Origin of the sequence: Bradyrhizobium sp. F1.13.3 (genome assembly GCF_040548265.1) — a bacterium.
GTDB lineage: Bacteria > Pseudomonadota > Alphaproteobacteria > Rhizobiales > Xanthobacteraceae > Bradyrhizobium.
In genome coordinates this window covers 316,884-338,564 of record NZ_JBEPRI010000008.1, presented here as the reverse complement: position 1 = coordinate 338,564, position 21,681 = coordinate 316,884, and the positions used below count along the sequence as shown (strand labels likewise).

General features: G+C 62.5%; 19 protein-coding genes and 1 tRNA gene. 10 read left to right on the top strand and 10 right to left on the bottom strand.

Annotated elements, in window-relative coordinates:
• Positions 1 to 23 precede the first annotated feature (23 nt).
• The 7 genes from ABIB66_RS23310 to ABIB66_RS23280 form a co-directional block, all read right to left on the bottom strand.
• Positions 24 to 1,505: an ATP-binding cassette domain-containing protein gene (locus ABIB66_RS23310; RefSeq protein WP_354208902.1), complete on the bottom strand. Its 1,482-nt coding sequence runs from the start codon at positions 1,503 to 1,505 to the stop codon at positions 24 to 26.
• Positions 1,505 to 2,431: a branched-chain amino acid ABC transporter permease gene (locus ABIB66_RS23305; RefSeq protein ID WP_027570853.1), complete on the bottom strand. Its 927-nt coding sequence runs from the start codon at positions 2,429 to 2,431 to the stop codon at positions 1,505 to 1,507. Before ABIB66_RS23305 ends, ABIB66_RS23310 begins: the two co-directional genes overlap by 1 nt.
• 1 nt (position 2,432) lies before the next feature.
• On the bottom strand, positions 2,433 to 3,308 hold the full coding sequence (locus tag ABIB66_RS23300; RefSeq protein WP_247358895.1) for a branched-chain amino acid ABC transporter permease: 876 nt from the start codon (positions 3,306 to 3,308) through the stop codon (positions 2,433 to 2,435).
• 104 nt (positions 3,309 to 3,412) lie between these two features.
• Positions 3,413 to 4,654 (bottom strand): ABC transporter substrate-binding protein, encoded by a 1,242-nt coding sequence (locus tag ABIB66_RS23295; protein WP_354060756.1) that lies wholly within the window; start codon positions 4,652 to 4,654, stop codon positions 3,413 to 3,415.
• A gap of 252 nt (positions 4,655 to 4,906) precedes the next feature.
• A complete protein-coding gene (locus ABIB66_RS23290; protein ID WP_354255799.1) occupies positions 4,907 to 6,010 on the bottom strand; it encodes an NAD(P)/FAD-dependent oxidoreductase in 1,104 nt (367 codons plus the stop codon).
• A 9-nt stretch (positions 6,011 to 6,019) separates the two neighbouring features.
• Positions 6,020 to 7,201, bottom strand: a complete 1,182-nt coding sequence (locus ABIB66_RS23285) for a calcium-binding protein (protein WP_354208899.1) — start codon at positions 7,199 to 7,201, stop codon at positions 6,020 to 6,022.
• A 196-nt stretch (positions 7,202 to 7,397) separates the two neighbouring features.
• Positions 7,398 to 8,621, bottom strand: coding sequence for an SMP-30/gluconolactonase/LRE family protein (locus ABIB66_RS23280; RefSeq protein WP_354208898.1), 1,224 nt, complete (start codon positions 8,619 to 8,621; stop codon positions 7,398 to 7,400).
• A 279-nt stretch (positions 8,622 to 8,900) separates the two neighbouring features.
• Between ABIB66_RS23280 and ABIB66_RS23275 the strand changes: the two genes are divergently transcribed.
• The 5 genes from ABIB66_RS23275 to ABIB66_RS23255 all read left to right on the top strand — a co-directional run bounded on the left by ABIB66_RS23275 (position 8,901) and on the right by ABIB66_RS23255 (position 13,489).
• Complete coding sequence (locus ABIB66_RS23275) at positions 8,901 to 9,164, top strand: hypothetical protein (protein WP_354208943.1); 264 nt, start codon at positions 8,901 to 8,903, stop codon at positions 9,162 to 9,164.
• 437 nt (positions 9,165 to 9,601) lie between these two features.
• Positions 9,602 to 11,164, top strand: coding sequence for a 2-isopropylmalate synthase (locus ABIB66_RS23270; RefSeq protein ID WP_354208897.1), 1,563 nt, complete (start codon positions 9,602 to 9,604; stop codon positions 11,162 to 11,164).
• A 223-nt stretch (positions 11,165 to 11,387) separates the two neighbouring features.
• A complete protein-coding gene (locus ABIB66_RS23265; RefSeq protein ID WP_354208896.1) occupies positions 11,388 to 12,392 on the top strand; it encodes a TRAP transporter substrate-binding protein in 1,005 nt (334 codons plus the stop codon).
• A gap of 194 nt (positions 12,393 to 12,586) precedes the next feature.
• On the top strand, positions 12,587 to 13,234 hold the full coding sequence (locus ABIB66_RS23260) for a Spy/CpxP family protein refolding chaperone (RefSeq protein ID WP_354255796.1): 648 nt from the start codon (positions 12,587 to 12,589) through the stop codon (positions 13,232 to 13,234).
• 179 nt (positions 13,235 to 13,413) lie between these two features.
• Positions 13,414 to 13,489 (top strand) — tRNA-Lys (locus tag ABIB66_RS23255).
• Between the two features lie 61 nt (positions 13,490 to 13,550).
• Here ABIB66_RS23255 and ABIB66_RS23250 read toward each other — a convergent pair.
• Positions 13,551 to 14,162, bottom strand: a complete 612-nt coding sequence (locus tag ABIB66_RS23250; RefSeq protein WP_354255793.1) for a tyrosine-type recombinase/integrase — start codon at positions 14,160 to 14,162, stop codon at positions 13,551 to 13,553.
• Positions 14,163 to 14,245: 83 nt separating this feature from the next.
• Here ABIB66_RS23250 and ABIB66_RS23245 point away from each other — a divergent pair, with 83 nt between their 5' ends.
• A complete protein-coding gene (locus ABIB66_RS23245; protein ID WP_354255790.1) occupies positions 14,246 to 14,515 on the top strand; it encodes a hypothetical protein in 270 nt (89 codons plus the stop codon).
• Positions 14,516 to 14,545: 30 nt separating this feature from the next.
• Positions 14,546 to 15,343: a DUF3320 domain-containing protein gene (locus tag ABIB66_RS23240; protein ID WP_354255787.1), complete on the top strand. Its 798-nt coding sequence runs from the start codon at positions 14,546 to 14,548 to the stop codon at positions 15,341 to 15,343.
• Between the two features lie 410 nt (positions 15,344 to 15,753).
• Here the strand turns inward: ABIB66_RS23240 and ABIB66_RS23235 are convergent, their stop codons facing one another.
• Together ABIB66_RS23235 and ABIB66_RS23230 are read right to left on the bottom strand one after the other, a co-directional pair.
• Positions 15,754 to 16,263: an ANTAR domain-containing response regulator gene (locus ABIB66_RS23235; protein WP_354208893.1), complete on the bottom strand. Its 510-nt coding sequence runs from the start codon at positions 16,261 to 16,263 to the stop codon at positions 15,754 to 15,756.
• A 74-nt stretch (positions 16,264 to 16,337) separates the two neighbouring features.
• Positions 16,338 to 17,513, bottom strand: a complete 1,176-nt coding sequence (locus ABIB66_RS23230; RefSeq protein WP_129276036.1) for a transporter substrate-binding domain-containing protein — start codon at positions 17,511 to 17,513, stop codon at positions 16,338 to 16,340.
• Between the two features lie 409 nt (positions 17,514 to 17,922).
• Between ABIB66_RS23230 and ABIB66_RS23225 the strand changes: the two genes are divergently transcribed.
• The 3 genes from ABIB66_RS23225 to ABIB66_RS23215 are packed head-to-tail and all read left to right on the top strand — an operon-like array spanning position 17,923 to position 21,611.
• The gene (locus ABIB66_RS23225) at positions 17,923 to 19,323 is read left to right on the top strand and encodes an amidase (RefSeq protein ID WP_354208892.1); all 1,401 of its coding nucleotides are present in this window, start codon (positions 17,923 to 17,925) and stop codon (positions 19,321 to 19,323) included.
• A gap of 17 nt (positions 19,324 to 19,340) precedes the next feature.
• Positions 19,341 to 20,336, top strand: a complete 996-nt coding sequence (locus tag ABIB66_RS23220; protein WP_247288215.1) for an acetamidase/formamidase family protein — start codon at positions 19,341 to 19,343, stop codon at positions 20,334 to 20,336.
• A 57-nt stretch (positions 20,337 to 20,393) separates the two neighbouring features.
• Positions 20,394 to 21,611 (top strand): urea ABC transporter substrate-binding protein, encoded by a 1,218-nt coding sequence (locus ABIB66_RS23215; RefSeq protein ID WP_456769839.1) that lies wholly within the window; start codon positions 20,394 to 20,396, stop codon positions 21,609 to 21,611.
• Positions 21,612 to 21,681 lie beyond the last annotated feature (70 nt).

Here is a 21,681-nt window from a genome sequence, read left to right as displayed (position 1 = left end):
TGTTTCTTGTTGATGCTTGCGAACTAGAGAAAATCGGCGCCAGCCTCCGCGGCGAAGCGGCCGGGATCGCCCTCCCAGACGATCCTTGCATGTTCGAGCACATAGACGCGGTCGGCATGCGGAAGCGCGAAGGTCACGTTCTGCTCGCCGAGCAGCACCGTGATCGACGTCGTCTGCCGCAGCCTCGTTAGTGCCTTGGACAGGAGTTCGAGGATGACGGGGGCGAGGCCCAGCGTCGGCTCGTCCAGGATCAGGATCTGAGGCTGCATCATCAGCGCGCGGCCGATCGCAAGCATCTGCTGCTCGCCGCCGGAGAGCGTTTGCGCCATCTGACCCTGACGCTCTTTCAGGATCGGGAACAGCTCGAACAGCCAGGCGAGCTGTGCCGCGCGCTTGTCGTCGGCCAGATGTTGCCCGCCGAGATCGAGGTTTTCCCGCACACTCATCTCGCCGAACAGCTCGCGCGATTCCGGGCACTGCACAAGACCGCTGCGGGCGATCTTCGCCGGCGTCGTGCCGCGCAGCTTCTCGCCGTTGCGCACGATCTCGCCGCTATAAGGCAGGAAGCCGGAGATGGTGTTGAACAACGTGGTCTTGCCGGCGCCGTTGAGGCCCACGATCGAGACGAACTCGCCCTCATGGACGTGGATCGAGACGTTCTCCAGCGCCTGCGCCTTGCCATAGAACACGCTGACATTCTCGACCTGGAGCAGCGGCACCTTGTCCTTGAAGCTGGTCTCGGGCCGCGCATGGGTCTCGATGGCGCCGCCGAGATAGACCCGCCGCACCGTCTCGTTCTTCATGACCTCCTCGGCCTTGCCGGTGACGATCTCCTCGCCGAGATACATCGCGAGCACGCGGTCGACCAGCGCCGCGACGCTCTTGACGTTGTGGTCGACCAGCATCACCGCACGGCCCTCGTCGCGAAAACTGCGGATCAGGTCGGAGAAGACGTCGACTTCCGCGCGCGTCAGCCCGGCAAAGGGCTCGTCCACCAGCACGACCTTCGGGTCGCGCGCGATCGCCTTGGCGAGCTCGAGCCGGCGCAGGTCGGCGAAGGGCAGCGTCGGCGGGCGGCGGTTCATCACGTTGCCGAGCCCGACGCGGTCGGCGATCCATTTGGCACGCTCGACCAGCGCCTTGTCCGGAAAAAGCATGAACAGGCTGTCCGGCAGCAGCGCGACCATGATGTTCTCCAGCACGGTCTGCCGGTTCAGCGGCCGCGAATGCTGGAACACCATGCCAAAGCCTTTACGCGCGATCTTGTGCGCGGGAAGGCCGGCGACGTCCTCGCCCTCGAAGATCACTTCGCCTGATGTCGGGCGCTCGATGCCCATCACGCTCTTCATCGCGGTCGACTTGCCCGAGCCATTCGGCCCGATCAGGCCAAAAATCTCGCCGCTGTTGACCTCGAAGCCGAGGTTCTTCACCGCCGTCAATCCGCCGAAGCGCTTGGTCAGGCCGCGGACTTCGAGCACGGCCCTGTTTGAAGATCGCATATCCATCACGAGCGCGCCTCACGCGAGAGGGCCGCTCCGAGGAAGCCGCCGGGGAAGAACAGCACGACGAGGAGCGCGACCGCGGAGACGATGAAGGTCGCGAGCTCGCCGGTGGGCCTTAAGAACTCGCCGGCGACGATCAGGAAGATCGCGCCCAGCGCCGCGCCAAGCACGGTGCGCCGGCCGCCTAGCACGGCGGACACGATCACGTTGACGCCGACTGCGACGTCGACGACGGTGCCGACCGAAGCGGTGCCGAAATAGAACACCAGCAGCGCGCCTGATAGCCCCGAGAAGAACGCGCTGACGATGAAGGCGGCGAGCTTGTGCTTGACGATGTTGAACCCGAGCGCGCCGGCCTGCACCGGATCCTGGCCGCTGGCTTGCAGCACCAGCCCGATTGGCGATTGCGAGAGGCCATAAAGAATGGCCGCCGAGATCGTCATGAAGCCGAGCGCGATCCAGTAATTGACGCCGGCGTTGATGGAGATGACGTCGGGGATGGTCAGGCCGATCTCGCCGCCGGTGAGGTCGGCAAACACCACGATGAAATTCTGCAGCATCAGCACCGCGACCAGGGTGGTCAGGCCGAAATACGGTCCGCGCACCCGGAGCGCCGGCAGTGCCAGCACGAGGCCGGCGATGACGGAGGCGAGCGCGCCGAGCACGATGCAGGCGTAAACCGACCAGCCGAACTGGGCATTGAGGATGCCGGCGGTGTAGGCGCCGACGCCGATCAGAAAGGTCGGCCCGAAATTGACCTCGCCGGCGAAGCCGAACAGCAGGTCCCATGCCATCGCGAACACGCCGAAATAGAAGGCGACGGTGAGAAGCCCGAGCACGTAGCCGGAGACGTAGAGCGGCAGCGTCGCCGCGATCACGACCAGCGCGAGCGAGATGAAGAACAGGCGGGTCGTAAAGAAGCTGGCCATCTCAGCGCCTCCCCAGAAGGCCCTGGGGCCGGATGTACATCACGAACACGAGCAGCAGCAGCGCCGGAATGGTGCGGTAGGCCGGCGAGACCAGATAGGCCGTGAGCGTTTCGAGATAGCCGACCACGAAGGCCGCGATCAGCGAGCCGGAGACGCTGCCGAGACCGCCGAGCACGACGATCGAGAACGCGCTCGCGGTCAGCGGTCCGACGCTATAGGAGCTGACGCCGAGGAACATTCCGAGCAGCACGCCCGCGATGCCGGCGAGAATGCCGTAGATCGCCCATACCACGACGTAGATGTTGGTCAGCTCGAGGCCGAGCAGGGTGACGCCGCGCGGGTTCATCGAGGCCGCCAGCACCGCCTTGCCGGTGCGGGTGCGGTTCACCAGGAGCCACAACAGCGCGATGACGAAGCAGCACACGATCGCGGTAAAGATCTCGTTCCTGGGCGTGCGTACGCCGAGAATCTCGACGACGCCCTCGACGATCGGCAGCACGGTCTTGGCGTTGTTGGTGAAGAAGTAAGCGATCACCTCCTGGATCATGATCCCCCACAACAGCGTGCCGGTGAGGACGAAGATCTCCTTCTCTTCATTCGGGATCCGCCGGGAGTCCTGGATCGGCTTCACCACCGCGAAATAAGTCGCGAAGGATGTGAGGAGGGCGACACCGACGCCGATCAGTGCGCCGGCGTAGGTGCCGACATTCAGGATGCTGGCGGCGGCCCAGGCCGCCACCGCTGCCGCCACCATGATGGCCCCGTGGGAGAGATTGAGGACGCCGGAGACGCCGAAGATCAGCGTGAAACCGGTGGCACCGAGAGCATAGAGAGCGCTGATGGCAAAGCCATCGATCAGAATCTGGAAAGCACGCATCTAGGATTGGCAATCTGATTGATGAGAGACGATGTTGCTGGAGCCACGTGCGGCGGGAGCCGCATGTGGAAGCTCCCGGGAGCTGGTCCCGGGAGCGTGTCCCGCTAGTTCGAGAGCTTGATGAAGCTCGGGAACTTGATGTCGACCTTGGCGACTTCCTTGGGCCAGACCGCGCTCTGCTTGCCGCCCTGCCATTGCAGCATCAGCCCGGTGATCAGGCCCTTGCCGTATTTGATCGAGTGCGTGAACGGATCGTCCTTGCCGTAGAACTGCACGCGGCCGATCGTGCCTTCCCAGTCGGTCTTCTCCAAGGCATCGACGAGCTTGTCGGCGTCGGTCGAGCCGGCGCGCTTCACGGCGTCGGCGATGTAGTAGACCTCGTCATAGGCGGTGTAGCCGGCATAGGAGGGGTAGTTGCCGAACTTCTTCTTGAAGGCTTCGGCGAACGGCACCGATTTCGGCGTCACCGCGACGCCTGGACCGGAGACACCCTGGTAGAGCACGCCTTCCGCCGCCTGATTGGTGTCCTTGCCAAAAGTCTCGTTGGTGGCCTGCGAGGCGATGCCGAACATCGGGATCGGCACCTGCTGGTTCTTCCACTGCACCGTCGGCTGCACGCCGACATGCGAGATGCCGGTGATGATCACGTCGGGCTTGGAGCCTTCGATCTTGTTGAAGATCGGCGTGAAGTCGGTGGTATCGGGCGAGAAGCGGATGTGGTCGAGCACCTTCAGCCCGATCTTGGGCAGGCATTCCTGGTAGCCGACGTCGAGCGGCTTGGTCCATGCGGCGTCCTCGCTCATGATGACCGCGGTCTTCATGTGCATCTTGTCGACCAGCAGGTCCTTGGCGCCGTCGCAGACAGAAAGCGCCAGCGCGGCGGAGGTCAGATAGCCGTGGAAGGTGTACTTGTTCTTCTCATAGTCGGCATGCACGCTCTTGCTGATCTCGTTGGAGGCTGCACCGGGTGTGACGAACGGCGTCTTCAGCCGCGAGGCCCAAGGCTCCAGCGCCAGCACCACTTCGCTGATGTAGCTGGCGATGACCGCGTTGACCTTGTCCTCGTTCACCGCGCGCTGGAACGCGCGCACCGAATCTGCCGAGGACGAGTGATTGTCGTAAGAGACGATCTCGATCTTGCGGCCCTCGACTCCGCCATTGGCGTTGATCTCGTCGGCGGCGAGCTGTGCCGCCTGAGGGATGGAGGCGCCGGCAATCGCCTGCGCTTCCGCGATCACACCGATCTTGATCGAGTCGGCCGCGAGTGCCGCGCCTGAGGTCATCAACACAACGGCCGCGGCGGTACCGAGTGTTATTCGCAACGCAACAGAGAGCGGTTTCTTCATCTTGTTCTCTCCCTTAACAGGCCTCTTATGAGCCATTATGCGCGCGACTATACCGGCGGAGACATTCTCGGCAAGTGAAACCGCGTTCAGGATTGTGAGGCACGGACTAAAGTCTAGCGCTGCGCAAATAGCTGGCAGGAAAGCTGCCGGACCCGTTTCACGCGCAGTCATGCAGATTTCGTTGGTAGGCATGCGCAGCTATCGCACGCGCGCAGCAACCCAATCGTTGGATTGCGATGCCGTCGCGTCGGCTCAGCGCGCTCGCAGCAGCGATGGATCGAGCGGCTCGAGGCGGGCCGGATCGAATGCCGAGATATCGACGTTGCGCGTCGCACCTTCCGCGATCAGTTGCGCCATGGCCTCGCCCGTGGCGGGCGCATTCAGGATGCCCCACACATTGTGCCCGGTCGCAACATAAAGACCTTCACTTCGCGGCACCTTGCCGATCAGCGGCAGGCCGTCCTGTGTCACCGGCCGGAAGCAGGCTTGCCGCGCAATGATATTCTCGGAGCGGAACAGCGGCGACAGCCGCTCGGACATGGTCTGCAGGCGCGCGATCGCATCGTGGTCCGGCGTCACGGCAGCCGGATCGAGCGGAAGCGGCGCGATGTCGGAGAGCGCGGTGATATGCGTGCTGCCGTCAGCGCGAGGAAAGACCTCGATCGACACGGCACTGCCATTCTCCTCGTAATCCAGGAACAGCGCATCGCCCGGCACATCCGTGCCGGTGTCGTACACGATGCTCGGGCTGCGCTGGCCGTAGACGGCGGGCAGGCTCATCCATTGCGCGGCGAGCAGCGACCATGGTCCCATCGCGATCACGACGGCGTCCGCCTCGACGATGCGGCCGTCGACCTCGACGCCTGTCGCGGTCGTACCGTTCGTATCGCGCATGATGCCGGTCACCTGGCCGGTGCGAAGCTCGGCGCCTTGCGCGAGCGCCGCGTTCATCACGGCTGAGGTGAATTTTCTGGGGTGAACGATCGCAGTGTTCTCCATCGTGCCGATGCGCTGCGCGGTGATGATGCCGTTGCTGAGCCAGCCGAGCGCGGACGGTGCATCCCGGCGCGGATGGCCATCGGCGGCAACGAAGCCGCTATAAGCGGTCATCGGGCGGTAGCCCCAATCGCCTGCGATCTGTTCCGGCAGCTGCGCATGAATCGCAAAGCTCCGTCGCGCCAGCGCATCGAGCGGCGAGCCGTCGCACCAGTCGCGCGCGAGGAAGCCGCCCGCCTTGCCTGACGCCGCGGCCGCGACGTCTGTCCGCTCCACGACGATGATTTCGATGCCGCGGCGGCGGAGAAACCAGGCGGTGCAGGCGCCGATCACGCCGCCGCCGCAGATCACAACGCGCATGAATTCCCTCTACACAATGAAATCCTTCGCATGGAGGTCCACGGTATGGACCCCCGCCAGTGTGATCGTATCGGTCGCCGTCAGGTGGATCACTGCATTTCCCGTGCTGTCATCACTGATCAGGCTTTTCAGCGCCGCCCAATCTGCGAAGCCGTAATCGTGCAAATTGATCACGTCATGCTCGCGCGCCGTGCTGCCGACTGCCTTGTTGCCCTGATCGAAATCGTTGATCACGTCCAGGCCCGAATTTTGGTCGAAGACGAATCTGTCGTTGTTGGGTCCGCCCCAGAGCTGGTCATTTCCACGACCGCCATTCAGCATGTCCTCGCCGCCGGTGATCGAGCCGGCTGTGAACGGGGCGTAGGTCTGTGCATCGCCATAGAGCAAATCGTCGCGGCTGCTGCCGTGGAGGATATCATCTCCGCCGTGCGCATTGCCTGACATGTTCGAGGCATCCCCGACGAGCACGATGGACGTGGAGTCCGGGTTGCCCTCGACCGCCGCGATCAGGATGTCGTTGCCGCCGCGGGTATCGTCGCTCATGTAGCCGGCGTCTCCGACCAGAGACGCGCCTCCGGATTGGGCGGTAGCACCGACGGTGTAGATGAGGATGTCGTTGCCGCCGCGAGCATCACCGCTCATGGAGACGAGGGCGTCGCCCGATATCGAAGCGCCGCCGTAACTGCCGACCTGGGTCACGGTGAGGATATCATTGCCGCCACGCGCATGATCGCTCATGGAACCGGAGTCTCCGCTGAACGTGCCGGACGATCTGTTTCCCATCGATGCCATGACGACGTCATTGCCGCCCCTCGTGTCGGCCGACATGGCGCTTTCGGCATCGCCAGAAATGCCGAGAGTCGCGTAGATCGATGAGGATGCATCGACATGAAGTACATCGTTGCCGCCATGGGCGTCGCCGGACATCGCCTGCGCATCCCCGTCCAGGATCGCGTAGTCGCCGAAGCCTGTGACGGTCGCAGCGAGATGGTCGTTTCCTCCGTAAGAATGTCCTTGCAGGGTCTGGTCGTCGCCAACGAATACCAGGACCGCGTTGCTCCCGTCGACGGTCGCGATCATCTTGTCGCTGCCGCCCCGGCCGTCGTTCGGCAGGCCCGGGTCTCCGAACTCAGTCACGAATTGCTGGTTCCCAACGCTGACGATGATGGTGTCGTTTGGCATACGGCGCATCGCGCAACTCCCGGTTCAAGTCGGGCGCGGCAACGAGAGCATCATGCCTCGCGCCGCGCTGCGGCCCTGCCGCGCGATTCAATCTTCGTTGGATTGATGGCGGAGATTTGCCCGGGGCGTAACTTGATTGCGATCAGGGAACCACGGGCGCCGGCGGTCCACGCCGACGCCCATGCTTGCGATCTCGCGCGGGGGCTCAGCCCGGGCCTGCGCCTTGCGTGGCGGTGTACACCGCATAGAGCGATTGGCTCGCGGCCATGAACAGGCGGTTGCGCTTCGGGCCGCCGAAGCAGACGTTGCCGCACACTTCGGGCAGCCGAATGCGGCCGAGCAGCTTGCCGTCCGGTGACCACGTCGTGACGCCGCTGTAGCCGACGGCACGGCCGGCATTGCTGGAGGCCCAGACATTGCCGTTGACGTCGCAGCGCACGCCGTCCGGCCCGCACTTCACGCCGTCGATCACGCACTCGCTGAACCGCTTATGGTTGGTGAGCTTGTTGTCGGCGCCGACGTCGAACACGAATATCTCGCCCTTGCCGCCGGGACCGGTGTCGCCGGGTCCCTTGCCGGTTGAGACGACGTAGAGCTTCTTGAAGTCCGGCGAGAAACATAGCCCGTTCGGATCGGGCACCTGCTCCTCGGTGACGACGAGATCGACACGGCCGCTGGGATCGATGCGATAGCAATTGGTCGGCAGCTCGCGCTTGCCCGGTGCGAAGCCGGCCGGTTGTCCAATCCGCGGATTGAGCTTGCCGCCGGAATTGCTCGGACCGCCCGCGGCGTCGGGCTCACCTTCGTAGAGCTGGCCGCCATAGGGCGGATCGGTAAACCAGTAGCTGCCGTCGGGATGCGCGACGACGTCGTTCGGCGAGTTCAGCTTCTTGCCGTTGTAGTTGTCGCAAAGCACGGTCGCGGTGCCGTCATGCTCATAGCGCGTCACCCGCCGGGTCAAATGTTCGCAGGAGAGTTGACGACCCTGGAAGTCGAACGAGTTGCCGTTGGAGTTGTTGGACGGCGAGCGGAATACGCTGACGCGACCGTCGTCTTCGCTCCAGCGCATCTGCCGATTGTTGGGAATGTCGCTCCAGAGCAGATAGCGGCCCTGTGCACTCCACGCCGGGCCTTCGGCCCACAGCAGCCCCGTATAGAGACGCTTGATCGCCGTGTTGGGCTGCGCGAGATCGTTGAAGGACGGATCGACCGCGATGACGTCGGGGTCCCAGAAATAGGTGGTCGGCGCGCCGTTGGGACCGAAATCGCGTGGCGGGGTGGTGATCGTCGTCGGCGGCGCGGCCGGTCCGGTCTGGGCCTGCGCGGAGCCGGCGCCGACCATTGTGGCGGCGGCGCCGAGCGCGAGCCCCTGAACGAGCGTTCGTCGTGAAAGCGCAGCATCCTGGTCACGCTGCTTTTGGCGTGTCATCGCGTCCTCCCGATCATGTTCGGCTAGCCGGTTGATCCGGCCGAGCAGGGCAACGTTAGTCCGGGCCGATGACGGTTGCGAGGGGGAGGTACGCATCCTCAGCGAGATCGGGGCGGCAAAAGCGCTGCAACATTGAACATGGAAACGACAAATTCATCCGGCGTGACGGGGTTTACCGGAGCTGCCTTCGGGGACATTGCCAAGCGGGAGAAATGTCAAGCCTTGACCTCCTGCGCGATGCTGGCAGAACGTCATCCGGGGCGTAAGTCGGAGTTTGCTGTGGTCGCTGTCGTCGTACTGGTTTTGCTGCTCGGGATTGCATTTGCGGCTGGCTATTTCACCCGCGACTACGTGTCCCGCAAAAGGCGAGCCGAGGCGCGCCGCTGGCGTGAGTACAGCGAGCCGGATTGGCTCAGTGCCAACGCACCGGCCAATACCAACGAGATCGCCATCGCCGGCAAGGCTGCGCCGATCGCCAACGGCGAGCTCGGCCAGATGCTGAACCGCTGGGAGAGCAGGGCTCGGGCTCGCCGTACGGCGTAGCTCGACGGTCTCGCCTAGGTCCAATCGGCCAGACACACCGGCACCGGGTCCTTCCGCGCATCCGGCGGTGCGATCATGTCAGCCCTTCTGTCCATCTTTTGGCGTTGCAGTTGCTGCCATTTCTCGTCTAGAAACGGAAGATCGAGCCTCCCGGCAACCAACCGTCAACGGTTTTGACCGAGGATTTGAGGGCTCAAAGGGTCTGGCAATGCTGATTCGCGGCCAAATCGATGGGATTTCGGGGGAGGTGGCTCTGGCCGCCGCCACGATCCCGGCCGCGCTGCTGCCCACCCTCCTGATTGGCGGCCTCCTTCTTACTTGCCCCTGAGGGCCGGCTGGGCGCCATGCGCCTGGGCGCTCAGGGGTTGGTCGAGATCACCGGACACCTCAAGCGCCCAGAAGACTGTCGGCGCAAAAGCTCAAAAGGAATTTTCGAAATGGCTCCCGTGAACAAGTCCGACAAGGACCGCGTCATCATTTTCGACACCACCCTGCGCGACGGCGAGCAGTGCCCCGGCGCCACCATGACCTTCGAGGAGAAGCTCGAGGTCGCCGAGATGCTGGACGATATGGGCGTCGACGTCATCGAGGCCGGCTTCCCCATCACCTCCGAAGGCGACTTCCAGGCGGTCAGCGAGATCGCCCGCCGTTCCAAGAACGCAATCATCGCCGGTCTGTCGCGCGCCCATCCGGCCGACATTGACCGCTGCGCAGAGGCGGTGAAATTCGCCAAGCGTGGCCGCGTCCACACCGTGATCGCGACGTCGCCGCTGCATATGCGGGTGAAGCTGAACAAGACCCCGGAGCAGGTGCTCGAGACCTCGGTTGCCATGGTCGCGCGTGCCCGCAACCAGATCGACGACGTCGAATGGTCGGCCGAAGACGGCACCCGCAGCGAGATGGACTATCTGTGCCGCATCGTCGAAGCCGTCATCAAGGCCGGCGCCACCACGGTGAACATTCCTGATACCGTCGGCTACACCACGCCCGACGAATACACCCACTTCATGAAGACGCTGATCGAGCGCGTGCCGAACTCGGACAAGGCGGTGTTCTCCGTGCACTGCCATAACGATCTCGGCATGGCGGTGGCGAACTCGCTGGCCGGCGTCGTCGGTGGCGCGCGCCAGGTCGAGTGCACCATCAACGGCATCGGCGAGCGTGCCGGCAACGCCGCGCTGGAAGAGATCGTGATGGCGATCAACGTCCGCAACGACAAATTTCCCTACTGGAACAAGATCGACACCACGCAGCTGACCCGCGCCTCGAAGGTGGTGTCGGCGGCGACCTCGTTCCCGGTGCAGTACAACAAGGCGATCGTCGGCCGCAACGCGTTCGCGCATGAGAGCGGCATCCATCAGGACGGCGTGCTGAAGGACGCCTCGACCTACGAGATCATGCGGCCCGAGATGGTCGGCCTGAAGCAGTCCTCGCTGGTGCTGGGCAAGCATTCCGGCCGCCATGCCTTCGTGCACAAGCTGGAGGAGATGGGCTACAAGCTCGGCCCGAACCAGCTGGAAGATGCGTTCACCCGGATGAAGGCGCTGGCCGATCGCAAGAAGGACATCTACGACGAGGACATCGAGGCGCTGGTCGACGAGGAAATGGCCGCTTCGCACGACCGCATCAAGCTGACCTCGCTGACCGTGATCGCCGGCACCCATGGCCCGCAGCGCGCGACCATGAAGCTCGACGTCGACGGCCAGATCAAGATCGAGGAGGCCGAGGGCAACGGTCCGGTCGACGCGGTGTTCAATTGTATCAAGCGCCTGGTGCCGCACGAAGCCAAGCTCGAGCTGTACCAGGTCCACGCAGTGACCCAAGGCACCGACGCGCAGGCCGAAGTCTCGGTCCGGCTGTCGCATGAGGGACGTGCGATGACCGCGCGCGCGGCGGATCCGGATACGCTGGTGGCCTCGGCCAAGGCCTATCTCGGCGCGCTGAACAAGATCGTCATGAAGCGCCAGCGCGACACCGTGACGACCGCGGCGGCGAGCTGACGAACGGAGTTCGTCATTCCGGGGCTCGCGAAGCGAGAACCCGGAATCTTGAGATTCCGGGTTAGGTCCTAACGGACCTCCCCGGAATGACTCTGCATGTGGCGGCGAATACCTGCCCTGCTAAGGGCCAATAGCGGCTCCGCCTCCCAGCCGCTATTGATGCAACCGGCATAAGGATAGGCCACCCGCGCGACGGGTGGCCCAAACAACAAAGGGAGAGATTATGCGCATCTTCGCGATCGCTGCGTCCATGGCGGTCCTGGCACTTGGCTTGACCGGGCCGGCATCGGCCCAGTCGCCCATCATCATCAAGTTCAGCCACGTGGTGGCTACCGACACGCCGAAGGGCAAGGCGTCGGAGAAGTTCAAGGAGCTTGCCGAGAAGTACACCGGCGGCAAGGTCAAGGTCGAGATCTACCCGAACTCGACGCTCTACAAGGACAAGGAAGAGCTCGAGGCGCTCCAGCTCGGCAGCGTGCAGATGCTGGCGCCGTCCAACTCCAAGTTCGGCCCGCTCGGGATCCGCGAGTTCGAGGTGTTCGATCTCCCGTACATCCTGCCCGATCTGAAGACGCTGCGGAAGGTGACGGAAGGTCCGCTCGGCGCAAGGCTGCTCAAGCTGCTGGACTCCAAGGGCATCACCGGCCTTGCCTATTGGGACAACGGCTTCAAGGAGATGAGCGCCAACAAGAAGCTGGTGACGCCGGCCGACTATCAGGGCGTCAAGTTCCGCATCCAGTCCTCGCGCGTGCTCCAGGCCCAGTTCAAGGCGCTCGGCTCGCTGCCGCAGGTGATGGCGTTCGGCGAAGTCTACCAGGCACTTCAGACCGGCGTCGTGGACGGGCAGGAGAACACCTGGTCGAACATCTATACCCAGAAGATGCACGAGGTGCAGAAGTACATCACCCAGACCAACCACGGTTATATCGGCTACGTCGTGATCGTGAACAAGAAGTTCTGGGACGATTTGCCGGCCGATATCCGCGACCAGCTTACCAAAGCGATGAAGGAAGCGACCGACTTCAACAACACGCAGTCGCAGAAGGAGAACGAGGACGCGCTCGCCGAGATCAGGAAGAGCGGCAAGAGCGAGATCATCAAGCTCACGCCGGAGCAGGACGAGGCGATGCGCAAGGCGATGGAGCCGGTCTACAAGGACGCCGCAAGCCGCATCGGCCAACCGCTGATCGACGAGTTCCAGAAGGAAGCGAAGGGCACGACGAACTGATTTGACCGGACGACGAATGGGGGCTTCCGTGCCGGCACGGAAGCCCCTTTTGTTGCGAATGATTTCCGATTGCGACTGAACGAAAATTCAGGAGCGTTACATCTTGGAAAGGACGCGCTCCCTGTCCAACTTGTAAGTTGCGCGTAAGCCGCGCTGCGCCCATCCTCACGACATCCTTCCAGAGGAGAGTTCGCATGAGGAAGTTCACCATCGCCGCCATCGCCGTGCTCAGCATCGCCGGCTCGGGCGCGGTCTATGCCCACTATCATCGCCCGTGGATGCACGATCACATGCGCCACATCCGCATGAATCCGGAAGACCGCGCCGCCATGGTCGACGCGCGGATCGCCGCCGTCCATGCCGGGCTGAAGCTCAACGCCGACCAGGAAAAGCTGTGGCCGCCGGTCGAGGCCGCCGTGCGCGACTTCGCCAAGCTGCGCATCGACCGCGCCAATGCGCGGATGAATGCCGGTGACGGCGATGCCGGCAAGGACGCCAATAAGGACGCCAATAAGGACGCCAACAAGGATGCCGACAGGCCGGAGGATCCGGTTGCCCGCCTGCGCCAGCGCGCCGAGGACATGGGGGCGACGTCGGCGGCCCTGAAGAAGATCGCTGATGCCGCCGATCCGCTCTACAAGACCCTGGACGAAGGCCAGAAGCGGCGCCTCGCCGTGCTGACCCGCCACCGCGGCCCGTTCGGCGGCGGCGAAGACGGCCCGCGCCACCACTTCATGGAGCGTGGCATGGACCGCATGATGGAGCGCGGCATGGACCACTTCCACCGTGACCGTTTCGACCGCGACGGCGGCCCAGACCGGGACCGCGAGGGCCGGCTCTGAGCCTGCAAGGGCTGCCGCGATCAACCCTGGCGAAGCCGCTGGAATCCAGCGGCTTTTCGCTTTCTTGGGGGATGTGGGCGAACCCTTGGCATACCCTTGGAAAACTTGCGTGCCATCGCTTGCCAGACCCGGATCGCTTTGCTAAACGACCGGCCTCGCAAGGCTTTTAACCGCCTTTCGGGCGCATAGCTCAGTTGGTAGAGCAGCTGACTCTTAATCAGCGGGTCCCAGGTTCGAGCCCTGGTGCGCCCACCATATAAATCAAACACTTAGCATCAGTCGTGACGCGGTAAGTGGCCTCATTTTACAGGTCATTTTACAGTTTTGTTCGCGCTTCGAGCTTCAGCACCGCAGCTTCGGCGAGCTGAATATCACGACCCAAGTAATGCGCGTCGAGAATGGCTTCGACGTCCTTTAGCGAGTGACCGGTCACGGCAGCGATCTGTGGTACGGTCGCGCCAGCGATCGCCAGCCGCACCACTGCTGTGCCGCGCAGGTCATGAAACGTCAGGCCGCTGATGCCGGCGCGTTCACAGGCCTTGCCCCAGGACGTGCGAAAGCCGTCAGACGTCCACGGCCGGCCGAGCGTGTTCGTCAGGATCAGCGGTCCACGACGCTCAGTGGTGTCGAGGAGAGCGCGCAACGGCCCACCGGCCGGCATCGCAACGCGCCGGCCGCCCTTAGATTGGCGAAGGCGGATATAAGGGCTGTCGTAGGCGGACCAGGGCAACCGCAAGAGGTCGCCCTGTCGTTGCCCGCTCCACAGAGCCAGAATGAGGGCGAGTTGAATCTCGCTCGAAGCGACAGACAGAACGGCGGCAATGTCCTGTTCGGACCAAATCTTGTCTTTGCGGTCGGCCACGTAGAGTCGTCCGCCTCGCTCACATGGGTTGGTTGCGATGATGCCGCGATCTTTCGCAAATGACATGAGGCGCGCCAACGTAGTCCAGGCGTACCCACGCTATCGCAGCATGCGAGAGAAGCCCGCTGCTCCCCGACGAGATCGAAGAATTGTTCGATGTCATTGCAGAGAGCGGGAGTTTGAGGTTCGAGGCCCGAAAGATAAAGGACGACTTGCCATTCATTTTGCGGACGAGCTCGGCAGAAGGGTTGGTCGAGTTAACGGCAAGACTATGGGAATGCGCTGGCCTCGCCCGAAAGCTAGCGGACCTACGAGAAGACCTGCGGGTGGCGCTTCGACTCATCGTCGACATCGACCAAGGGATCTCAAAGCTGGCGGCGCACGTTGAGGATATGGCAGGGGAGGCGGAAATAGCGTGAACTTCGACTCGTGCTGTTGGGTCGTTCGCAGTGACTGACGAAGTGCTAGAACAAAAGAAGCGGGCTCCACATCTTTGTGGAGCCCGCTTTCGTTTATTGCAGTATGCCGAGAGCACTGAACACGTCGGTCGGCATTGGCGTTTTCATCGCATTTGGAGTACCGACTGGTTTTATAATCGCCACTTTGAGATAGAGCGACTGCGCACGGCGCTTTCGGAAGCGCGGGATAGGTCTGGCCAGGGGCCGCGAGTCGAGGGAGCAAATCAGGCGCGATCGACCGAACCAACGGAAGTGGAAGCTACGCCGATTGTAGTTCCCGAGGTCGTTGTTCGGCAGATGCCTCCATATCAGCGGGCGATCTTTCGCGTCAGCACTTCGAACGAGCCGCATGAAGCGCCCGTCTCCACGCTTGCGAATCTGGCTCGAAGGATCGTGGATGCCGAAGGACCGATTCATGTGGAAGAAATCGCTCGACGAGTCGCGTCCTGCTTTGGCAAGGAAAAGGCGGGATCGCGAATATCGAGTGCGACTGAATCGGCTTTGTCGGTCGCCCGATCCGGAAGTGCCGATCTGCTCACCGATGGAATATTCTGGTACACACGAGGTCAGTCGGATTCGCCTCCGGTTCGCGATCGTTCTGCGGAAAGCGGTGCAACTCTCAAGGCTGCGTGCATCTCTATTCTGGAAATACAAGCCGCGTTCAGGATAGCCCGTGAAGATAACGCCGGGGGTGAAGACGAGGAGCTTGTCAGAACAGTGGCTCGCCTACTTGGTTTCAAGCGGGTGGGAGCGGATTTGCAGGCGCGACTAGCCGAGGGCTTAACTTGAGCGGGTCATCGCATCAGGGGAGAAGGACCAGTCGCAGCGGTCTTTAGTCTGACTAACTAGCTAGGCAGGCCGACAAATGAAGCCAGTCCGCTCATAGAAGCTTTGGTCGCAAACGGATTCAGTTCTTCGACTGATAAGGTTTCTAACAAAAGCTTATCAGTTGGGCGCTGGACGGGAGGTGGATGCCTGATTGGCCCGAATAGCAGACCGCAGCTAAACCGCTGGAATGTCAACTATGGGGCGAGAAGCCGAAACAGAGTTTGCCCGATGGTGCCAATCAGTTGAGAGCTTTTCAAGCGCTATGCGATGCGCGTGCTACGGCTCATTTTCTTGATGTGACCACGCAAACAGCAAAGAGTCCAGCGGGCATAGGAGATTGCGGCCTGCCACGCCCGCCCGCACAAGGCGATCTAACCTGTTGCGCGCGGGAGCATGCCCGTTGCCGCAATCTCTGCCGAAAGCTCTTCGATCGTCTTGCGTTGCTCCATGGCGGCTTTTCGGATCAGCGCAAAGGCGGCAGGTTCGGCAAGCATATGCGAATGCATCACCTGGAGAACAGCGGCAAGTACGACACGACGTGACCGCAGGCGTTGCTCGAGCTTGACGATCTGTTGCTTCAATTCGCTTGTGCGTTCGTTTCGCTCGAACGCCATGACGAGCGCTGCATAGATGCCGGCCGATCGCAGCGGCTTGATGAGGAACGAAGCTGGATCGAGCTCGAACACCAACTTCAGGCGGCTTGGGGTCTCGGTGCCGACCAGTGCGATGACAGGTGACCGCGCCAGGTACGCGCGTTGCGCCGGCTGCAGCAAGGGTAGAAACTCGTCATCGATCAGCGACAGGTCCGGTGCGAAGCCGACGTGCTCACCCGGCGTCCATGCGACACCCGCGATCCCGAGACGCTCGAACTGGCGTCGCACGATGATTGCATCGCGTTCGTCCTTGATGGCAACGAGCGCCTTGCGTCCGCGCAGCGAAAACGAAGACGGTCTGCTCATTTCACAACCCGCAAATGCGGCGCGCTCGGCAATGCGCCGCCCACCGAGATCTCCCTCGAAGGGCTGACCGCAACGTCGAGCTGCGTCAGGTAAGGATCAGGCTTAACAGGCGCGTCGGCTTCCCAGAAGATATCAAATTGTCCGTGCGGATTGGATACGGCCAACCGCGGTGTAAGGACGCAATGATTGTTGCCGCCGTCGATCCAGACCGGCCCTTGCGGCGAATTGTAGCGATAGCCTGCCGCGGCGCGCCGCACCTCGGCGATGTCGGATGTGCCCGCGCGCTGCAGCGCGCGCGCCAGCAAATAGACCGCAACATAGGCGGATTGCCCGTCGACGGAGGGGCTGCTGTCGTCACCATACCGCGCCTTCCAGCGTGCGACGAACGCGCGGTTCTCCGGCAGGCGGATGCTCTCGAAATAGGCCGACGACGTGATGCAGCCGGCCGATGCCGGTCCGATGATCGCGAGTTCCGGCTCGCAGAGGCTGCAGCTCAACATGGGAATCTCCAGACCCGCGGCCTTGGTGCCGGCGTGAAAGGCGTGGATGAAGTCGTAGCTCGAGCTTCCGACCAACGTATTGAACACGACTGGCGGTTTGCGACGAACGATCTCGTCGACAATGTGATCGACGGCACCTTCGCCGAGTTCGAGCAGCCGTTCGGCGAGGATTTGGCCATCTGCCGCGCTGACCAGTTCACGGGTGACGCGATTTGTCTCCCAAGTCCAAACGTAGTTGGAGCCGACGCAGAAGATCTCCCGTGACAGATTGTCGAGCACGTATTGGACGAGCGGCAAGACGTTGTGATTTGGAGAAGCGCCGACATAAATCACGTTGTCGGAGCACTCGAAGCCTTCATAGCGCGCAGGATACCAGAGTAGGCGATCGGTGCGCTCCACGATGGGCAGCACTTGTTTGCGCGATGCCGACGTGTAGCAGCCGATGATGTGCTCCACGCGGACATTGCGGATGAGGTCGTCGCAGACCGTATGATACTCCGAGATGACGCCGTGGGGATCGCGAATATGGGGAGCGATCGAGAAATCAAACTCCGCCTGGTTGTTGATCTCGTCGACCGCCATTATGGCGCTCTTGAGGATCTCGCGGCCCATGGCCTGATAGGGCCCGGACTGCGAGCAGATGATGCCAACGGGAACAGACGATTTTGTCATTGCCGACTTTCGGTGGTGCAACGCGACAATGAAATCATCATCGGGGATGGCAGTGCAAGTAGCCTGCCGTTTTGCTGCGCAGCACTATCGAAATTTAGGCAGAGAGCATCGTTGACAATGCGATGGGCAGTTACTTAGACTTTTCTCCTAGGGGTTACCTGCCGAACCTTGCGTGCGCCGATCTGGCCGATGACGTCCAGCTCTTTGCACTAAGTGCTTCGTTCGATTGTGGACCCTAAGCGATAGATCATAGCCGCGGCATTTGAGCCATTCGTTGCCTCATTCGGGAGGGACGGGTGGCTTTTTTCGTTTGCCGCCGGGGAAGCTGGCGATGCGTCCGCGTCGCCAGTGAGGATAGCGCATGCGTGAAGACGACCGTGTGTCACATCGAGTGGGAGGATGATAGGCGATGGCGACAGCAGATCTCCACTATCTAGGACTCGTTGACGTCGGGCGGAAGATCCAGGCGAAGGAGCTATCGCCGGTCGAAGCGACCAAAGCGATGCTCGGGCGGATCGAGCAGCTCGACGGCAAGCTCAAGAGCTTTGCTTATGTAATGGCCAACTCGGCGCTCGCCGAAGCGGCGGCGGCCGAGAAGGAAGTCGCTTCCGGCAAGATCAGGGGGCCGCTGCACGGCGTGCCGGTGGCGGTGAAGGACCTCTGCTGGGCAAAGGGCGCGCCCGCCGCGCACGGCATGACCATCCATCGCGACTTTCGTCCAACCGAGGACGCAACTGTCGTGGCGCGGTTGAAGGGAGCCGGCGCAATCATTCTCGGGAAACTGCAGCAGACCGAAGGCGCTTACGCCGATCATCACCCGAAGATCGACCCGCCGAAAAATCCGTGGAACGCGGATCTCTGGCCCGGCGCGTCCTCGAGCGGCTCCGGCGTCGCCACCGCGGCAGGGCTCTGCTTCGGCTCGCTCGGTACCGATACCGGCGGATCGATCCGTTTTCCGTCCGCGGCCAACGGCATCACCGGGCTCAAGCCGACCTGGGGACGAGTCAGTCGCTACGGCGCGTTCGAGCTTGCGGCGACGCTGGATCATATCGGCCCGATGGCAAGGAGCGCGGTCGACTGCGGCGCGATCCTCGGCGTGATCGCGGGTCAGGACCCCAAGGACACGACGTCGGTCCCGCTGCCCGTGCCCGACTATCTCGCTGGTCTCTCCGGCGACCTGCGTGGCGTGACGATCGGCGTCGACCGGCGCTGGACCAGCGAAGGCGCCGACGGCGATGCGGCCATGGTGTTGGCTGAGGGGTTGCGTGTGGCGGCCGACCTCGGCGCGAAGATCAAGGAGGTCACGTTTCCCGATCCGAAGGCGGTGATCGACGACTGGTTCCCGCTCTGCGGCATCGAGGTGGCCGTCGCGCACGAGGACACTTATCCTGCGCGCAAGGACGAGTACGGCCCGGCGCTCGCGGGCCTGCTCGATCTCGGCCGGCAGCAGTCCGGCATGGACTATCAGAAGATCGTGCTTCGCCGCGAGGCGTTTCGTGGCGCCGTCCGCCTTCTGTTCGAGTCGGTCGATCTCCTCGCGGTGCCGGCGCAGGCATTCGCGGCGCCAACCCTCGCCAAGATGGCGGCCCTCGGCGAGGACGCCTCCCTCATCTCTGGATTGCTCCGCTTTACGTGTCCGTTCGACATGACGGGAAGCCCGACCGTGACGCTGCCCGGGGGCTTCACCGCAAATGGCGGTCCGGTCGGCTTCCAGTTCGTCGGCCGTCACTTCGATGAGGCCGGCCTCGTTCGCGCAGGCGATGCGTTCCAGCGCGTTACCTACTGGCACAAGCGTCATCCCCCGATCTGAGCTGAGGAGCCGATCACATGTCCGAAGACTGGTTGAAGACATCCATCATGGCTGAACGCGCAGTCGCCAAGGGTGCGATCGGCGCGACGCATAGTCTGACCATCGAGCAACAAGGTAGCTTCCACTACGTCTACGGTCCCTATGCCAAGCCGACCTTGTCCATCGATCCGGGCGGAGTGGTCGTCGTCGAGACGGAAGACGCCTTCGGCGGCGTGCTCACCAAGGAGAGCGACAGCCCCACGGCCAAACTGAACTTCCCCTATCTCAACCCGCAATGCGGACCGATCGCCGTCAAAGGCGCCAAGAAGGGCGATTGCCTTGCAATCTATATCCGCGATGTCGAGACGCGGGGTGAACAGCCGGCCGGAACGACCTGCATTATTCCGGAGTTCGGGGGGTTGGTTGGAACAAGCTCGACGGCGCTGCTCAATCCGCCGCTGCCGGAGCGTGTGAAGAAGCTGCATGTCGACAGGAACGGCGTGCGCTGGAACGATAAGATCACGCTGCCCTACGAGCCGTTCATCGGCACAATCGGCGTCTCTCCGGAGATCGAGGCGATCTCGTCGCTGCAACCCGACTACCACGGCGGCAACATGGATCTGCCCGATGTCGCTCCCGGAGCGATCATCTATTTCCCGGTGCATACCGAGGGCGGGATGCTTTACGTCGGCGACTGCCATGCGACGCAGGGCGACGGTGAGCTCTCGGGCGTGGCGCTGGAGCAGCGCGCAACCGTCACGTTGCAGGTCGACCTGATCAAGAACTGGAGCTTCGCCTGGCCGCGGCTCGAGACGAAGGACTTCATCATGACGATCGGCAGCGCGCGTCCGCTTGAGGACGCGGCGCGTATCGCCTATCGCGAACTCGTGCGGTGGATGGCGGCCGATTACGGCTTCGACGAGATCGACGCCTACATGCTGCTCAGCCAAGCCGGCCGCATGCGGCTCGGCAACATGGTCGATCCAAAATACACGATGGGGGCATCGATCCTGAAGAATTACCTCAAGCCATGACGTCCAGACGCTTTCAGAACAGGAGATATCACGATGAATTCGGGACGTAAGCTCAGAATGGTCTTGCTTGGCGCCATGCTCGGTACAGTGGCAGGCGCGTGCGTTGGTCGGGCGGCGGAACCGCCGTTGAAGGTAGGTCTGCTCGAGGATGTGTCCGGGGACCTCGCCTTCATGGGAATGCCAAAGCTGCATGGATCGCAGCTGGCAGTCGAGGAGATCAACAAAAGCGGTGGCATCCTAGGGCGACAGATCGAGCTGATTCACCTTGATCCGCAGGGCGACAACGCGCGCTATCAGGAGTTCGGCCGTCGACTGCTCAACCGCGACAAGGTCGACGTTCTGATCGGGGGCATCACCTCGGCTTCTCGCGAGGCGCTACGTCCCATCGTCGATCGCACCTCGACACCGTACTTCTACACCAATCAGTATGAAGGCGGCGTCTGTGACGCCAGCATGATCAGCATGGGCGCAGTGCCGGAGCAGCAATTCTCAACGTTGATTCCATGGATGGTCGAGAAATTCGGAAAGAAGGTCTATGTCATCGCCGCTGATTACAATTTCGGTCAAATCTCGGCCGAGTGGAACCGCAAGATCATGAAGGATCTCGGCGGCGAGGTCGTAGGCGAGGAGTTCATTCCGCTCGGCGTGTCGCAGTTCGCGCAGACCATCCAGAACATCCAGAAAGCGAAGCCGGATTGGCTACTCACGATCAATGTCGGCGCTGCGCAGGATTCATTCTTCGAGCAGGCGGCTGCGGCCAACCTCAATCTGCCGATGGGATCGTCGATCAAGGTCATGCTCGGCTTCGAGCACAAGCGGTTCAAGCCGCCTGCGCTTAACAACATGCATGCGACTGCGAATTGGTTTGAGGAGATCGACACGCCGGAAGCGACCGAGTTCAAGAAGCGCTGGCATGCGAAATTCCCTGACGAACTCTACATCAACGACATGGGCTACAATGCCTATAATGCGCTCTATATGTACAAGGCGCTGGTCGAGAAAGCGAAGTCGATCAAGCTCGACGACATGCGCAAGGTGATCGCGACCGGCGATGCATGCATCGACGCTCCCGAAGGCAAGGTGTGCATCGATCCGAAGAGCCAGCACACATCGCACCGCATGCGTCTGATCTCGGTCGGGCCGAAGCATGAGGTGAAGGTCGAGAAGGACTATGGGACGATCCAGCCGTACTGGCTTAGCGAAATCGGTTGCGATCTCACCAAGAAGAACGACAAGGACCAATACACGCCAAGCCATCTCCCGAAGAAATCGTGATACCTGACGGGCACGGATTTTGCTCGTATTGAGAGTCGCGTTCTGTACAAGGCCGGCGCCGCAACGATGC

Excerpts from the sequence above, each read along its gene's own strand:
- ABIB66_RS23285 (WP_354208899.1), bottom strand. The coding sequence starts at position 7,201 with ATGCGCCGTATGCCAAACGACACCATCATCGTCAGCGTTGGGAACCAG.
- ABIB66_RS23290 (WP_354255799.1), bottom strand. The coding sequence starts at position 6,010 with ATGCGCGTTGTGATCTGCGGCGGCGGCGTGATCGGCGCCTGCACCGCC.
- ABIB66_RS23280 (WP_354208898.1), bottom strand. The coding sequence starts at position 8,621 with ATGACACGCCAAAAGCAGCGTGACCAGGATGCTGCGCTTTCACGACGA.
- ABIB66_RS23295 (WP_354060756.1), bottom strand. The coding sequence starts at position 4,654 with ATGAAGAAACCGCTCTCTGTTGCGTTGCGAATAACACTCGGTACCGCC.
- ABIB66_RS23230 (WP_129276036.1), bottom strand. The coding sequence starts at position 17,513 with ATGACAAAATCGTCTGTTCCCGTTGGCATCATCTGCTCGCAGTCCGGG.
- ABIB66_RS23260 (WP_354255796.1), top strand. The coding sequence starts at position 12,587 with ATGAGGAAGTTCACCATCGCCGCCATCGCCGTGCTCAGCATCGCCGGC.
- ABIB66_RS23310 (WP_354208902.1), bottom strand. The coding sequence starts at position 1,505 with ATGGATATGCGATCTTCAAACAGGGCCGTGCTCGAAGTCCGCGGCCTG.
- ABIB66_RS23305 (WP_027570853.1), bottom strand. The coding sequence starts at position 2,431 with ATGGCCAGCTTCTTTACGACCCGCCTGTTCTTCATCTCGCTCGCGCTG.
- ABIB66_RS23265 (WP_354208896.1), top strand. The coding sequence starts at position 11,388 with ATGCGCATCTTCGCGATCGCTGCGTCCATGGCGGTCCTGGCACTTGGC.
- ABIB66_RS23300 (WP_247358895.1), bottom strand. The coding sequence starts at position 3,308 with ATGCGTGCTTTCCAGATTCTGATCGATGGCTTTGCCATCAGCGCTCTC.
- ABIB66_RS23250 (WP_354255793.1), bottom strand. The coding sequence starts at position 14,162 with ATGTCATTTGCGAAAGATCGCGGCATCATCGCAACCAACCCATGTGAG.
- ABIB66_RS23225 (WP_354208892.1), top strand. The coding sequence starts at position 17,923 with ATGGCGACAGCAGATCTCCACTATCTAGGACTCGTTGACGTCGGGCGG.
- ABIB66_RS23270 (WP_354208897.1), top strand. The coding sequence starts at position 9,602 with ATGGCTCCCGTGAACAAGTCCGACAAGGACCGCGTCATCATTTTCGAC.
- ABIB66_RS23220 (WP_247288215.1), top strand. The coding sequence starts at position 19,341 with ATGTCCGAAGACTGGTTGAAGACATCCATCATGGCTGAACGCGCAGTC.
- ABIB66_RS23215 (WP_456769839.1), top strand. The coding sequence starts at position 20,394 with ATGGTCTTGCTTGGCGCCATGCTCGGTACAGTGGCAGGCGCGTGCGTT.